The following is a 16,398-nucleotide window of genomic DNA, read 5'->3' on the forward strand; positions in this document are numbered from 1 at the left end:
GGACGAATGAGATCATACGAACATTGCGGATTCGAACACGAGCGCAAGGCTTTCGCGCGCCTTGAACAAAAAGTGCCGGAGCGGGAGGGTCTTGAACTTTACCCAAGCGTATATATACCGGATAATAGCCGAAATGTATATCACGAGTGTGACTTGCTGGTCATTGCCGAGAGCTTCGCTGCAGTGGTGGAGCTCAAGCACTGGCAAGGCGAGATCGACATTGGTCATAACGTTTGGCGGCGCAACGGTACAGCCATCCGCGACCCACACGAAGTCAACCTGCCAAAAGCGAAAGTATTTAAAAGTTTGCTGGAGCAAACGCTTCCGGCAGCAAGAATCCCGTTCGTGCAGTCCATTGTCGTGCTGACTGCCGATAATGCGAGCGTCAGCGGCGCGCATGCAGCGTTTGACATCATCAAGTTGCTTGACGAGACCAAGGGCAAAATTGGTGATCATCTTACCTTCGATGGCATCGATGAGCTAGCCAAGTATCTGCGTGAGCGAATAAAGCGCGATTTTGCTGCCGGGCGCCAGCAGGTAAGCCCACAGGACTTCGGAAAGCTCAAGAAAAAGCTTGATGAGCGCTTTGTTGATGGTCTGCGGCGCAAGGACTTTTCTGATCAGATCTCTGGCTTTAAGATCCGCCAAGAAATCGAGCACACGGCGCGTTTTGTTAGCTACCTAGCCGAAGCTAATCCGTCCCGGGGCGACATGCTTTACCGCTTGCGGGTATTCGGTTCGGCGAGTATCGATCCAGCTGTGCAAGCCCGACAGTTCCGTAGCCTCGACGCGCTCGAGCGGCTGTCGCCTCACCCGCATATCCGACCAACCCATCGTCACCCCAATGAGCGTAACCTTGTGGTTGAGGTCTGTCCTTGGGGTGACGTTCAGACGTTGGATCAGGTGCTTGAGAGCGGCACGACCCTGAGCCACGAGTTCACCGTACGGGTGGTTCGTGATCTAGCCTTCGCGCTGGCCCACGTGCATGCCGACGCCACACTTATACACCGTAACCTGACCCCGCGCAGCGTAATTGTTGGCCGTGACGATCACGTCGAGCTGACCGATTTTGATCTAGCTTTCGATGCTGGTGCTGATTACACGGTTATCAGCGATGACTTGACCAAGCTTGAACGGCACTACCTCGCGCCGGAAGCTCTCGCCGGAAAATTCGATTTTGCCTCAGACATATTCAGCTTAGGACGGTTATTTCAAGATCTGCTCGACGCCGGTGATCTGGACGAGGCATCGGCTGAAGAGCTGTGTGCCCTGGCCGAAACCATGTGCAGTTTGGAGCCGGCCGAGCGACCCACAGCCGAAGCTGTCGCACATCAGCTGTCGGAGTATCTAGGCGAACAGACCAGCACCGCTATGCCGGCTACTGAGCCGCAGGCGCCTAAAGAGCCGGAAGTGGGTGATACTTACGATACTTGGGAGCTGTTACGCGAGCTCGGCCATGGTGGGTCCAGTCGGGTTTTCTATGCTGAAAGCCACCGTTTTCCCGCCGCACTGAAGATCTTTCATGCTGACGTTCCGCGTGATCGCTGCCTTGCCGAGCGTGACTTCCTTCACTACACAAAAAATCCTTTCATCGCCGGTTTCCATAGTTTTACACAGTGGGCCGGTCATTATTGGTGCATCGCGCAAGAGTATGCCGAAGGGGAAAGCCTGCGCACGCTCATTTCCCAGCATTACCGCCCTGACGCCGGTTTGTTCGCTGAAGTCGCACGGCAGATGTTGACCGCGCTTGAAGCGCTGCATACACCACTGGCCTCGGTCGGCGAGGAGGATGGCCCGGGCAAGGTGATACACAACGACGTAACTCCCGGCAATATTGTGCTCAACCTTGATCGACGCGTGGCCAAGCTGATCGACTTTGGCATGGCGAGCACGCCCGGCCTCACCGTAATTGGTGGCACTCCTGGATATGTGGCTCAGGACTTGGTGAATAAAGACGGCTATAGGGCCGTCCCACAGGGTGATCTCTATGCCTTAGCAATGACCTTGGTCGAGTGGGCAACCGGGCAGCGACCAGAAAATGCAGAGGCGGTGCCGCCGCTATTTGCCAACGAAGTAGAAACGACAGTGTCAGAACAGGTTGCGGCAGTGCTAAGGTGCGCCTTGGGGCCTAGCGACGCACGCTTTACAAGCGCTCGAGTAATGCGCCAGGCACTAGACGAGGCCTTGGCCGAACCCGAAGCAGTCGTCGCCGAGCAGACGCCCGTCGACGATGAGCTTAAGGTGCCAGTCGCAGAGATAGCGCCTGAGCGGCCCGCTAGCGCGATGGGAGTGAGCGACGTTCAGGTCTTCGTTGAGTACCTCAACACCATCCATAACCTCTCGGCCGATAATCGGCATGCGCTCGCAGAGGCGCAGGCCACAAGTAGATACTTCAGCGAGTTGCACGTCGAACTCAAGCTTACCAAGAGCATTGTAAACATATTCTCGCGTGAAGAAGACGCAGTGGTAATGCTCACGGGGCATGCAGGTGACGGCAAATCGACCGTGGCTGTGGAGCTACTCAAACGTGCACGAGGCCTGCCTGCTGGCACACCGCTGCCACAGGCGCCAGACGAGGTCGAGCTCGTTCAGCTCTATGGCCGCCCTTTGGCGATCGTCAAGGATATGAGCGAGCTGCCGGCGAGCGAGCGTCTTGAAAAACTGCGTGATGCGATAACAGGTGCCGGAAACGCCTTGATTGTCAGTAATACTGGGCCGTTGCTGAGCGCCTTCAGCGACTATTTCTCACAACTGAAGGCGAAGGAGGAGGTTGAGCAGAAAGTGCTGCATCGGCTCGATCAGCCATTGCACAACGGAGAGCTGGGTGATAACAATTGCTTGCCTGAAAGCGGTGGTAAGAAGGTCTATATCGCCAATCTGAGTATGCTCAGTAACGTTGATACAGCTGTCGAGTTCCTAGACAAGCTTGTGGCCCACCCTATCTGGGACGAATGCGCTGCTTGCAATGCCGCACCGACTTGTCCCATCAAACTTAACGTCGAGTTGCTACGCGAGTCGGGTCAGGTCGCGCAAGAGCGTGTACGCTTCGTTTATGAGCGGATGACCGCTTACGGTAGACGCATGACAATGCGGCAGCTGACGGCTCATTTGAGCTTTAGCTTGACCGGCGGATTATCGTGTCAGGACGTGCGGACGAGTACCACCGGCGAGCGTCCACTATCGCTATTCAGCGAGAGCTTCTTCGGTCATGTTGGCCCACTCACGGAGCAAGCTGTCGATGCACTCTTTTGCCTGAAGCAAATGGCCGATCTGCATTTCGGCGCTAACTCGAACCCTAAGTTTGACCAGCTCGTTTATGAGGGAAGGCTCGGCGAAGCCTTAGAGCTTCCTAGTCGAGTCGAGCGTAATGTTCTGCGCTGGCAGAAAGAAGCCCGCGATCCGGCAGGTGGCGAAGCACGACGTCGTCTGCGGAGGTTGGTCTACATGTTAGGGCAGCCACGCAGCTCCTATGGTGAGTTTAAATCCGTACTCATTGATGACTTCTTACACTCGCCAATGCTGCGCACCCTTGGCGATTGGGTTAATCAAGGCAGTGTCGACACGGGTCTCGCAAAGCGAAAATTCATCAAGAAGACCCTTGGTGTGCTAATGGAGGAATACATTGGTTGCATGGTCCCAGGCACAGCGCTCGAACGGCTCTTCATCACCTTGCGCCGCCCGGATGAGAGTCTATTTCAGCCCGTGCAAATAGTCCTGAAGACAATTCCTGTTGACGAGTTCGAGTTGACTTTTGATCGCGAGCGCGCGCTGCCAGTGTTGGTGCACAACTCTGCGCGGTTGGGGCTCACTCTGCCGCTACTAGACTACATCGTCAGTCGCAGTCGTGGCGAGATTACCGGTGAACTAGATGCGATCCACCGCGCTAGCCTTGATCAATTCCGTGGCGCGTTGCTCGGCACTGGACACGCTCATCAAGACGTCATCACGGTGCTGCAGATCGATGCCGATGGTGAGGTTATGACCCATAAGTTCAGCGCGAACAGCGATGGACAGAGACTGGTTTATCAATGATGGACAGTAATAGCCGCTTTCCCGACATAGGCCTCACGAAGAGTACTGACTCAAATCGTGCAGTACGCGCCTTTGGGCGCCGCTTCTATCGGGACCAAACCCCGCTGGAATATTTGGCTGAGTTTCTACTCTGCTTTAGCTCGGAGAAGACGCTTTCCGGTGACGTAAAAGCGAGCGGACTTCCTCTTCTCGATGCGCTACCGCGGCAAACGCTAGAGTACTGGCCAGAGAGTCGCTTGGCGCTCAAGCTATTCTCCTTTTTTCCGTCGTCAAAGCTTGAGACACGACACCCAACCCACGTCGAGCGTTTTAAGCAGCTCATCTCCGATCTCGAGGCAACGGTTGATGCCGAGCATGACGATGACAAACGCAAAGCCGTCGCGGTGCTACAGCAGCTGTTTTCGGGATTTGTTGGCGTGGCAGGGCAGCGTACCTGGGCAACTCATAGCTTTATTCCTGCTTCACGGTTTTTGCTGTCGCGAGAGGTGGATTGGCGCCATACCCAAGCCGTTAAGGAAAAGGTCCAGACGTGGGGAGCAGCACAGGCGTTTTTTACAACTGGCTCGCACAACTTTATGGCACGCGGCGGAGAAGTGCTGTTTTTACAGCTATGGCACGTCTTGCGTGTAATGGAAATAGACAAGCTAGAAAAATGGCTGCAGGACAACAACTACCATCATATTGCCCACGCCTGGTCGAAGGTTGGAGAGCGGGTCGAGGCCGGCCTCAATGGCCTTATGGCCGCGATTGACGATCCCCTAGCTAGGCTTGGTAACGCTGTTGAATGGGCTGCGGGACAGGACCCGACAATCCAAGAACTGGCTAGTAGCCAAAGCTTTGGCTGGGTGCCACGTGCGTCGTGGCAAGAGGCTGCGTTGTTTGCATGGGAGCTGAGCAATATTACCTCCTCTCAGCAGGATCCTTTACGTCAAGTCAGGGTTATGCAGGATCTTTGCTGCCTGCATGTGCTTCGTAGTCTCTGCTTCCAATCTGTCCGACTATTGCGCGAGGATGTCTATGATCAGGCAACAAAATTCGCTGGCGGCTATGCTTGGATTACAGTGGCACCACAGGCTGGTTTAGGTACAGATCTGGGCAAGGTCTCGCACGCCTCGCAAGGTGCTACGGAGGAACTATTGTTCAAGGCAATCCGCTCTGAAGCGGTGCCAGAGTTGTCCTCTACCGTTCCAATAGAGGAAACGAAAGGTAACCCTGATGATCACGGTTTTAAATTATTTCGAAGTTTAGGAAAGCAGATCGGGCTGATTGTGCCTCGTAATGGTCCTATGCGCTTTACCCTTTCGAGCTCGTTGGTAGAGACTGCTGTTTTGGCATTAATCTCGCCGGGAGAGCGCGTGCGGTTCGACGTATTCCTTTGGCGGTTATACCGACACTTCGGTATTGCAGTGGGTGCGAGCCAGATTGAGGCGGCATTAGTGACTCTAAACCACGGAGTTCGACTCTCACCACAAAGTGATTGCGCCGCTTGGCTCGAAGATGAGCTTAAACGGGGAGGGTTCCTCATTCCGCTCTCCGATGCGACTCCGCTCGTCGAAAACTCCAAATAAAGCATAAAATATGAAACTGTTCACCAAAGCCATCGTAGATTACATTACCACACTAGCCGATGAGACACTTGCGTCCCGGTCAGCCGGAGATTCGGGGGAGCTTCGCGTATTCACTCAATCTATGCCGCCGGGGGCGGTGTACCAGATATTTCACCAAGTGAACGACTACTTTGGTGGTAAGACCGCGCGTGTTCGCTATGAGATGCGAGTAGCGAAAGGGCTCTATAACCATTGGCGTGAGGCGTCTATCGACCAGGGAGAAGTCAAGCGGCTTGAGCAGCGAGGCTGGATTGATACCGAAGACCGGCTCACTCACTTTCGCAACCTCACACGATCCACCGGCGATGACTTGCTACTGATCGTGCTTGTCGGCATCGACCACGCGACTGATCGCGGTGGTCTTGCCGACTTTTATACTCTTACGGACGAAGCGATCTTCCGCGATCGGATGAGTTCGAGCTATCAGGGCTGGGTGGCAAAAATTCTTCAGGAAGCGGGCTTAGCTGATCCCACCGGCGCTGGTGTGCGGGATTTCGATCAGTTTCTGCGGCAACTTTTTCAGCTGCGGCCGCGTAACCTTGTTGCACTATCGGAGTTTCTCTCCGACGTGCTTCTGCAAAAGAGTGATAGTTGCGATAGCGCCAGTGACATACTCGATCTCGCCTTTGAGAATTTGCCATACTGGGGTATCCCGCCGCTATTTTCTCCAGCCAATCCAGCCAAACGAATTCCACATCTACCAGTAGTGGCGAAAATTTTTGATCGCGATATGTTCCGCGACAAGCGTGAGCGAAGTAAGGCTATAGAACGCATTGAGTTATCGAAACCCGACCTAGGAGTGGCTCCTGAGACTCTTGCAGGAGTTAATTATGCTGACGTTGATGACTTTGTCACCACGCTAACTGAGTTCATCGAACTAGGTACTGCTCAAGCAAGTGAAAGATTGCTTCAGACTGATTTCTCTGTTGTTACTAAGATCCTCGAGCGGAAGCGCACAACCAGGCGTAAGTCGCGTCCCCAGCAGACGTCACTTAAGGGACCAAGCCTGCAGGTGTTTTTACAGGCGATTTTCGCCTGCTTGCAAGATTTTGTCGCCGGTTGTGGACGGAACTGGCCGCCCGGACAACTGCAGCGAATAGAAATCGCTATAGAATCGTTCGAGTTTGATGGTGCCGAAGACGATCAGGATGACGAACCAGCCGGAGCAGAGGAGGTCTTTCGTGGTCTAGTAGGCGGGATAGATAAATTCTTGCAGGATCTTAAGATTCCGCTAAATGCAGATCGGAACGAAGGAGGGGAGCTCCTTGAAGTCCCCCTGATCTGTAGCTTTGGCTATTTAGATCGCGACGTCGCAATCAATTCGAAGCGGCTAAAGGAAAGCCGGTTGCGCTTTCGAGTCCACGCTATTGCCGAGACTGGTGATCTCTCCGTTGAACGCTCCTTTCTGTGGGTATTACCGCCGCATCACGAGGAACGTGTGCGGCTGACCAGCGCGCGCATTCTAGACAAGGAGCTGCGCAAACCGAGCATGCGCTTACCTGTGGTGCACCTAGGATCTACTTTGGATGAGCTGTACTTTGCACTTGATGAAGGTGAAGCTCACCGAATGTTTGCTTCCGGGCTGAGCAATGCAGATTATCAGGACGCCCTTGGAGGACTGCCTCCGGGCGCACTCGGTAGTGATGCGGAATCTGCCTTGGCCGAGCTATCGGGAGCCTATCGCGCCTTTATTCAGTCGCTTACAGAGCGCGGGTACTTTGCAACGTTAGATAAGCCGCTGCGATCGCTAATCAAGAGTTATCAAGCTGCAGTCGATATCGCCCTTAGACGCGATGAGGAAAAGCAGGCGTATGGTGAAGAGCTGCTTCGCCGGCTCTATCAGGCCTTTCTCTGTGTCCCTTCCGGCACCTCGGCAACTAGCGCTCATGTCCCGGCAGTGCTTGCTACCGGCGTTACACCAGCAATCGCCGAGACCGTGCAAGCTCGAGAGATTTTTCTTCGTGACGGCTTCCTGCAAGTGGCGCGGAGCTTGTTGGAGAAGGGGGCACGCCCTGGCAAGGCTGATTTCGACCGTCTCCTTGGCCTGGTTGAGCTGCGTCGGCCGCTTTACGGGCTGGTCTTCGACTCATCACGGCGGCTGACTACTAACCTGCGTTCTTTTGGCTTATTACATCGGCTCGGTGAGCGGCCGGGGGTAGCGCCAACATTAGCAGCGCAGGCAGAGATGCGATCGGCAGACAACGATGACGGCGGTAGCCTCTCCGAGCACATGCGTGTCTCGCCTGAGTCTCGGGTGATCACTCAAACACTCGTCGACTATCGGGAGGTACACCCTTACGCTGCAGATCGGCTCGCACTGCTGGCAGCCAATGTTGAGGACTTGCGGCCACTGATCGCCGGTGTCGATTCCTTTCTGAAGCAGGAGCTTACTGGCCAAGACGAAGCCCTCACTGTGCCGTACATGATCAGCATCTGGGTCATCGGTCGCGGGCCTTCGGCGACAGCAGCGCAAGAGATCCTTCGCCGCTGGCAGGAGCGCTGGAGTGAGGAAAGCGGCCTGAAGCAGCGCCCTTGCCAACTTACCTTGGCTTACCGCCCGGCCCGCAGCCGCAAGGAAGTGCTCTCGTTGCTCAATGCAGTGGATAAACAACATGATATCGGTTTCTTATTCGATTTTCTTAATGATCAGACTGGTGGCGATAGCATCGTTCCAGCCTCTCCTTTCGAGCATGATTGGCGTCCGGGTAATATTGGCAAGTTTCCGGTATGCGAACATCCTAGACCGGCGCGACCGACCGATCCGCATTTGCGCCAAGGCTTGGTTAGCAACCGTCGTTTCCAACTCGCCGCCCGGCACGCCGAGGTTACTGCGAGGCTAAAGAACCCCGACCATCCTGGTAAGAATCACTTGATTTTCAATCAGGTAGAGTACGGCGAGGCTGAGCGTCAAATGACTCGTTGCATTCATAAGCGCGCTCGTTGGGTAGCTTGCGTCGACCGCTTTGTCGATAAGGCGCTTATCTTGGATGCAAATAGCGAAACAGCTGCTCATCGCAAACTAGTCGGCTTTACCTCAGGCGTGGGAGCCTACGGCGAGTTCAACCTCACTCTTTCAACTGAGAGCAGCACGGTCGGTGAGTTACTGCAGGGCACGGCGAGGCAGCTCGGCCAAATTTATCGCGAATGGACAGCTGAAGACTGTCAGGTGGCGGCACAGCACTTGGTCGAAGAGGCTCAGGCGATTACCGGATTGTCACTGGTCAGGGCGCTCGGCAATGAGGGTGTGATGCGTGATGTCATTGGCTATGCCATCGCCAATCATCTCTATCTCGGTCCATCCCGCGCCACTTTGTGCGCAGCGATTCCGTTAGACTCATTTCCGCATTGGTTCGCCGGGGCCGAGCACGGATACGTGCCCGACCTCTTGTTGCTCGAGGCACGGCTAAACGGCGAGCGCTTTGCCATTGATGCTACTATTGTTGAGTGTAAAGTTGGAAAACGTTCTCCCGCCCATGTCGAGGAGGCTGTGACACAGGCTGCGTCGGGACTCTTGCACCTGGGGTCGCTGTTCCTTCCCAACAGCGTGACCGAGAGGGCGAGTGACTTCGACCGCCGATACTGGTGGGCTCAGCTTCACCGCGCCCTCGTAGTTCGTAATGTGCGTACGATATCGCCGACTCAAGAACACGATGTGGATCAAGGGCTTGAGCAGCTAGCCGAAGGGTCCTTTGATATACATTGGCGGGCTGTCGGCGCTACCTTTTGGACTGATGATGATGAGGAACCTAAGCTTCGTCATGCTCGCTCTGTAGGCCTTCTTCCGGGTGCGAGCGACACACCGCTCGAGGTTTATCATGCTTCGGTAGGTCAAAGTACTACGCTCGCCGCTCTCAAGAACTCTCAGCAGGATTTACTCGCGCAGATCCGTCCCACCCGTGCGGCCAGTATCACCTTGCCCGGCGCCGCTGAAGGCTCGGCACATGATGCTCCATCGGCACCAAGCGTTGTCTCCACGAAGCGCGATGCGGTGCAACAAAAAGAGCCGGCGGGGATTTTGCAGACCTCGCCGGTGGAGCTTGAGTTGCAAGACGCTGCCGAGATCAACAGCATCAGGCAGGAGAGTAACACTCAGCCTGAGTTGCAAGATGCTGCCGAGATCAGCAGTATCGGGAATGAGAGTGCCGCTCCGCCTGCGCCTCATCTGAGCCAACAGGTCAAGGCGTCTGGGGTTCTAGAGCGAATTCTACTGGGCACCGAGATAAACAGTCATGGTGATTTAGGTGTGCCGGTATATTGGGAGTTCGGCCATCCACAGTTGCCGAACCGTCATTTGCTTGTCTTCGGTGGGTCTGGAGCAGGTAAGACTTATGCGATACAGGCTCTCCTACTCGAAATGGCAAAGGCAGGGCAAGCCTCACTGGTGATCGACTACACTGACGGTTTCTTGCCCAAGCAGCTCGAGGCGGAGCTGCGCGAGACAGCTGTGCCCAATAGCTTCGTCCTGCGGGCGGGGCAAAAACTTCCGCTCGATCCATTCCGTCCACAAAGCGACGAAATTGAGGGCATCGGGCCGATTCTAGATACGCCGTTCGATGTGGCTAAACGGGTGGCGAGTATCTTCACCGTGGTTTATTCCTCGCTCGGAGAGCAGCAACGGGCGACTCTGGTCGATATGATCGAGCAGGGCGTGAGTTTCGGCGGGTATTCACTGCAAGCTCTATATGATCAGCTTCGCGATGAAGGCGAGGATCTGCTTGCTAACAAGATCATGCCGCTAGCGCGCACCGATCCGTTCACGAGCGCCGTAGAGGAGGCGTGGGGTCCTCTTTTCGACGGCGAAGGCAGTCGCGTCAATATATTGCAGCTTGCCCACATACCTGCAGAGGTGCAGCGACTCATTATCGAGTTTGTTCTTTGGGATCTGTGGGATTTTCTGCGCCGAACAGGGAGCAAACAAAATCCGCGTCCGGTGGTGCTTGACGAAGTGCAGAATCTTGATCACAGCAGCGGGTCACCGCTCGAGAAATACCTTCGAGAGGGTCGTAAGTTCGGGGCGTCAATGATTCTTGCGACCCAGACATTAAGTAATTTTCGCAGTGATGAGCGTGACCGGCTATTTCAAGCAGCACATATGCTTTTTTTCGCTCCTGCCGCAACAGAGCTGCGAAGTTTCGCTAGTATCCTTAAGGATCTCGAGCCTGGCTCATCGATAGATGACTGGTCTCGACTCTTATCTTCCTTAAAGAAAGGTGAATGCCTGTCGGTAGGCCTCGAACAACGCTCTGATGGCAGCCTGCGTAGCCAAATTAGACGAGTTGCGATTAGTCCACTATCTGAGCGTGTTGGGGCAGGCTCATGACCTCACTGAAGCCCTCTCGGCTGCCACTAAGCTTTCATATGACGTTTCAGCCCGAGCGGCAGTATCTCAACGCTTTGCTCACCTATGTGCAGAGCATGAGCGGGAGCATGCTCACATCAGTCATGGCGATCTCGGAAGCGACCGGCATTCCCACTGGAAAGAGTACCGGCAAGGTCAAGCCGCTGATACAGTATGCGCAGGGCATGGGACTGCTCGATGTTGAAGCTCGCCGCGGCAGCAAGGAGATAACAATCAGCTTGACACCGTTTGCAAAGACTGTGCTACACGAGGATCCGCACCTGCTTGAGGAAACCACTCAGTGGGCGCTGCATTTGTTGCTGTGTAGACGTAATGGCGGAGCCGAGGCTTGGTATGCGGTATTTGTGGACGCAGCTTTTGTACTTGGTCGTCGTTTTCGAGAGGACCAGTTTGTAGACTTCTTGAATAACCGCTTCGGCTGGAGTCGAGATGCTGTTGGCCCCTTGCTGCGTACTTACACCGACCCTGCTGCTCTAGCTAAGGCCTCCGCCATTGTTGAGGAAGACAACCAAGTATTGCTTCGCAAGGTGCCGTTACAACCAGCGTTTCACGACACGGTCGCAGCGCTTCTGTTCATGGCATGGGACGCGGCAATGGCTAACGACACGCAGGTGGCACTCAGGGAACTTGAGGAAAGCTCAGGCCTGATTACTGCTACTGGGTGGGGGCAAGAAGAGCAGACACAGTTCCTAATCGAACTGGAGAGCGCAGGTTTTGTTCGAGTAGATCGACAGACCGGAGCGCCCATTCTCACAAGATTTGCTTCCACTGCTCACGTGCTACAGGTGATGTATGACCGGCTCGTCTAATACGGCAACTCAGTGTGTTGTCGGTGATGTGGTAAGTTTTCGAAGTGATTTGTTCTTCGAAGGTGCGGTTCAGCTTCGCTGGGTTGATGAAGATCCCGAGCGTGCGCTGAAAGCGGCATCTAATTTTGTTTTCCATGGACCCCGCTATCACGCGACTCGGCGAGAGGACGATAGCGACGGCTATGTATTGCGGGATACCGCTAGCTTCAGTTCCGATCTGGTCGGAGCGTTTGCCAAGGGGGAGCAACAGCAGGGTAATCCCTTCTCGCTTGCGATTGCTGGCTATGGTTCCGGCAAATCGCATCTAGCCGTCACGCTTGCGGAGCTGTTGATTGCGCCTAGCGGGAAGTTGGCCGCACGGGTCCTTCAGAATGTATCTGCCGCTGATTCGGAAGTAGGCAACCGAATGGCAGCAGCGTTGAACGTGCTTGAGAAGCCGGTGTTGACTGTGCCACTAGATGGCATGGCGAACTTCAACCTCGGTGCCGAAATTGCCCGAAGCATTATCTGCAAACTGCGTGAAGCTGGTTGTGACTTATCATCGATCGAGGAACTCTCGCCGCGATTTAAGGCTGCCGAGAATTTTGTGGCACGTAATTTTGAGATACGCAGTGCGGATTTTGAAGAAGCTCTCCCTGGTTATAATGCTGAAGCAGTCATCGCGCTACTGCAAGAGCACGATGAAGCTATTTATAGTGCGGTAGATGCTATTTTTGAACGCGCAAATGGCGCACATATTCCAGTAGAGGGTCGCGAGTCTATTCAGGACCTGATTGCGACTGTGACGACAGTCTACTGTGGTAGTGAAGGGCCTTTTTGTGGCTTATTAATACTTTTCGATGAGTTTGGTCGTTTCCTTGAGTATGCGGCCGAACACCCACACCTTGCAGGTGACTCGGCGCTACAGCAGCTTTTCCAGGGGGTGCAGGACAGCGCCGGTCGTGCGCGTTTTCTCGGCTTTATTCAGTACGATCTGAAAGCCTACATCAGTCGACTTGATCGCCGTGAATTGATGCATTTACAACGCTACATAACGCGGTTTGAGGCGGCCGAAAAGTCGTATCTATCGACCAACCTTGAGACCCTTTTCGCCCATCTAATCGAGAAACGTGAACCGAGCTTTGTGGAGCGGGAAGTTTCTGCAAGCGATGAGATCTCAGTTATGCACCACCTACTCCGGCAGGCCTTGCCGGAGGCCGAGCGTCTCCCAGTGTGGGGCGACCTTGAGCAGTTCCGGCAGGTGATCTGCGCCGGATGTTGGCCTATGGACCCACTCGCAGTTTGGTTTATAACTCGTCAACAAGACGTCGTTCAGTCACGTTCAGCCCTCAACATCGTCAAAGAGTCGATTGAGCGCATTTCCGATCAGCCCGCGCAGACGTCGGCCGGTGGCACAGCATCGATCTCCGCTGCTGACCTCCTGCTGACAGGCATGCTTCCGGAGCTCGTTGCCGCCGAACAGGTGCGTGGCGGTTCTGTAGGCGAAACCCTACAGGCGATCCTCGAGGAGCGATCCGCACAGCTCGAAGGCGACGATCGCCGGGTGCTTGCGGCAGCTGCTGTGTTGCTCAAGTTGCGCGTTCGCTTGCCACAGCGTGAGGGCTACGATCGTTTTTTAGCACTGGCCGCTGGAATGCGAAGTAAGAGCTTGGCTCAGGCGCTGCAGCGACTTACTGAGGAGTTGGGGGTTCTCGAGTGGAATGAAGATTTTGAGCAGTACGAAATTGTTCAGGATGCAGCCACTCGTGGGCAGTTTTCGAAATTGCTTCGAAGCCGCTGCACCGACCCAGCGGCTCAGGCGATCGGACCTCTGTTCACTACCTATGCGCGTAGTCTGTGTAATCTCCAAGCAGTAGATCCGGGTTTTGCCAACGAGCAGCGTATCACTACTCAGGATTGGCGTTTCGAAGCCATGTTTGCAGCCTCGTCAACGGCAATTGATAGCATTTCCCTAGCTTTTAGAGACTGGAGGCAAGCTTCTGATGTCAACGAGGCCAAGGGCAGAATTATCTATGTTTATGTTGAGGGCGATGAACAGCCTGAACTCATCGGTAAGGCTGCGCAACAGGCGTTCAGCGCTGAACTTATTAAGCGTGATGTGGCGCGAGCACCAATCTGGGTTGTTTTGCTGCATGATTCTGATGGTCGTCTTGCCGAGAGCCTGAAGCGCTGGTGGGTGCTCGAGCGTGGTCTGACAGACCAGGAGAAGGAACGCTATCGTCGTTTTGTAGCTGCTGAATCCGATCGTGTAGTGAGTCTTGCTCAAAATGCAGCAGCACATGCCTTGGTTGAAAGGCTTCATTGGGTTGCTGGCTTTGATGATGTCCCTGCCGGACGACGTCTTTCGCAAGTGGGGCGAGAAATCTTTGCGCGAGTTTATCCTAAGGTCGTGCCGTTTCCGTTCGACGGATTCGCCACCGGAACAGGTGCGGGCACCACCGCCAAAAAGGATTGTTTAGAGATTGTCCGCGCGCTTGTAAGTGGCGAGGTCGATGCCGAGTGGATACAGTCCCGTGTGGTGCGGTTGCGGAACCGTGCGAGCCAGCTCTTTGTTCACTCGTGGGGTGTCATTGACCGCGATGGGAATATTGCAACGCAACCTGGTAATGAACGTATCGCAGCGTTACTCGAGGTTATGGACCAATGGCACCTAGATTTTCCCCGTCGTTCACTCGAGCATACACGTAGAGATTTACTATCTGCTCCTTTTGGATGTAACGTCGCCTCTTCTGCCTTGCTTTTAGGACTCTTCATGGCACGCCGTAGGCCGAGGCGGCGTCTATTGATTGATGGTGAAGTACGTCAAAACGCGTCATGGATAAACGAGGCCTTCAAGGCTTCGGATCTAGATAGCAAAGTGCTTGCGCGCACCACCATAGGATTCATCGCTGAGGATGATCAGGCGCGCTGGCAGAACCTCTTTGAGGATTGGCGAAATGCCACGCGCCACAGTGAACGCATTGAGTACCGCAGGCAGGCTAAACTCCTTGAAGAGGAAGGTGTTGTGCCTGAGGAGTACCTCTATCAATACGAGCGTTTAGTTGATGAGGCACGGCGCTCACATGAGGCATTATTGATTTTTGAGCGTAAGTTCGAGCAACTGCAACGGGAGCTTGAGAAGCAGCTTGATAGTGCTAGTTCACTGTCGGCTCTGGCCTTCTGTGATCGCCTCATCGCTCTCCATGACGAAGTCACGAGCGGAGAATGGGAGTCACGCGAGATAGAGGAGGTTGAGCGTCTGTTCTCGATAGTGCGTGAATGGGTGGCGCAGGAGGCATCGAGTTGGATAGAGCGTGCCCATTGTCGTTCTCCTCAAGAGGTGGTTGAGTATAGGCGAAAAATGGAAAAGGCTGCGGTGACCTTCAAGAAGCTTGAACTTGAGTCTTTCGCCGAGTTCGTCGTGCGGCAGAAGAGTCACTCCATCGCCACTGTCGAGGAAAGGTTCAAATTCCAGAGCACTCTATTAGAGGCACGGCAGTTTGCCAGTGTAACGACAGTATCATCAGTGAAAACGATCGCCGAGCTCGAGGCCGTTAAGGCCCAGTTGGATCGATTTACCAGTGCTTTGGAGCAAGCTAAAAAACTGGTAAAGGACGCAGAGCTTGATCATGTAAACAGGCAGTTACAGCTCCGGCGGGGCGAAGCGAATGAAGTGATATCGGAGCATCGACTTCAGCTGCAAGAGCTATATGAGGCGTCGATCGACTCTCTCGACTCAGTTCATGCATTACAAGCAAAAGTGAGCCAGGCCCGGGAGATATTTGCGGGTCAGCGGGACTTCAGCGATATCGAGGATGCTCGCCGGCAGCTTGAAAAGATCTGCTTCGATTTAGAAACGTGGAGTGAGGTAGAAGGTAGTCCTGAAGAAGTGGATAGACAACTCTCCGAGGCGATAGAGGCGCGATGTGTTGAGCTTGATCGCTGGTGTGAAGACGAAGAAGTTGAGCCATTATGGCCGTTTCGCGAGGTGTATAAACGTTTTCGTGAGCGTCATGTTGCTGCCCTGTATGAGCAGTCTTCGCTTTGGGAAAAAAGTTTCCTGCCTCATATCGCGGATATTAGAGTACTGTCGCTCGATCAATGCCATCAGAAGCTACTAGCACTTAAGCGGGAACCACCGCTGTATCTTTCGCACTCAGTCAAAAACTCACTAGAGAGTGCCTGCCATGCATTGCAGGAACGTATCTGCGAGCTGCAAGAACAACAGGAGCGCGCCCAGGCTCAGCGCTGGCTGGAACAGTTCATCGTGGTTAACGAGCAATGTGATCAATTATCAGGTTCGGAGTGTGAACGCCTTCTGCGAAAACTTAGAGAGCCACCAGTCTTTCTTAACGACTCTGAGGCTATTTGGGCTGAGCGGTTAATTATGGTGATTGAGCGTCGACTCGATGAGTTAGACATATCAGATATTTTAGCACGTATCAGAACGCTTAAGCCTGAGGTGTTACAGAAAGTTGCTGAGGCGATTTCAGATATGACCGAAAAACATAAGTAATGTTGTTTTTCATAAGTTGTATCAACAGGATTAAATATTACGCAAAGTTAGTCTCTAAGCTCCTAATTTCATAGAGCACCATTCTGAGAATGGGTT

The 16,398-nt window shown here is 54.2% G+C and carries 5 protein-coding genes; all 5 read left to right on the top strand.

Annotated elements, in window-relative coordinates; translation table 11 throughout:
• Positions 1–6 precede the first annotated feature (6 nt).
• The 5 genes from FIU83_RS05175 to FIU83_RS05195 are packed head-to-tail and all read left to right on the top strand — an operon-like array spanning position 7 to position 16,302.
• On the top strand, positions 7–4,032 hold the full coding sequence (locus FIU83_RS05175) for a protein kinase (protein ID WP_152483068.1): 4,026 nt from the start codon (positions 7–9) through the stop codon (positions 4,030–4,032).
• On the top strand, positions 4,029–5,600 hold the full coding sequence (locus tag FIU83_RS05180; protein ID WP_152483069.1) for a hypothetical protein: 1,572 nt from the start codon (positions 4,029–4,031) through the stop codon (positions 5,598–5,600). Before FIU83_RS05175 ends, FIU83_RS05180 begins: the two co-directional genes overlap by 4 nt.
• A 10-nt stretch (positions 5,601–5,610) precedes the next feature.
• Complete coding sequence (locus tag FIU83_RS05185; RefSeq protein WP_152483070.1) at positions 5,611–10,959, top strand: ATP-binding protein; 5,349 nt, start codon at positions 5,611–5,613, stop codon at positions 10,957–10,959.
• Positions 10,956–11,807 carry a DUF4007 family protein gene (locus FIU83_RS05190; protein ID WP_152483071.1) on the top strand — a complete coding sequence of 284 codons (852 nt, stop codon included), beginning with the start codon at positions 10,956–10,958 and terminating at the stop codon, positions 11,805–11,807. Before FIU83_RS05185 ends, FIU83_RS05190 begins: the two co-directional genes overlap by 4 nt.
• Positions 11,791–16,302: a hypothetical protein gene (locus FIU83_RS05195; RefSeq protein WP_152483072.1), complete on the top strand. Its 4,512-nt coding sequence runs from the start codon at positions 11,791–11,793 to the stop codon at positions 16,300–16,302. The genes FIU83_RS05190 and FIU83_RS05195 overlap by 17 nt, the downstream gene beginning before the upstream one ends.
• Positions 16,303–16,398 lie beyond the last annotated feature (96 nt).

Origin of the sequence: Halomonas sp. THAF5a, from assembly GCF_009363755.1 — a bacterium.
Lineage (GTDB): Bacteria > Pseudomonadota > Gammaproteobacteria > Pseudomonadales > Halomonadaceae > Halomonas.

Bases quoted from the DNA above. Each gene is read 5' to 3' on its own strand.
- FIU83_RS05175 (WP_152483068.1), top strand. From the start codon at position 7: ATGAGATCATACGAACATTGCGGATTCGAACACGAGCGCAAGGCTTTC.
- FIU83_RS05180 (WP_152483069.1), top strand. From the start codon at position 4,029: ATGATGGACAGTAATAGCCGCTTTCCCGACATAGGCCTCACGAAGAGT.
- FIU83_RS05190 (WP_152483071.1), top strand. From the start codon at position 10,956: ATGACCTCACTGAAGCCCTCTCGGCTGCCACTAAGCTTTCATATGACG.
- FIU83_RS05195 (WP_152483072.1), top strand. From the start codon at position 11,791: ATGACCGGCTCGTCTAATACGGCAACTCAGTGTGTTGTCGGTGATGTG.
- FIU83_RS05185 (WP_152483070.1), top strand. From the start codon at position 5,611: ATGAAACTGTTCACCAAAGCCATCGTAGATTACATTACCACACTAGCC.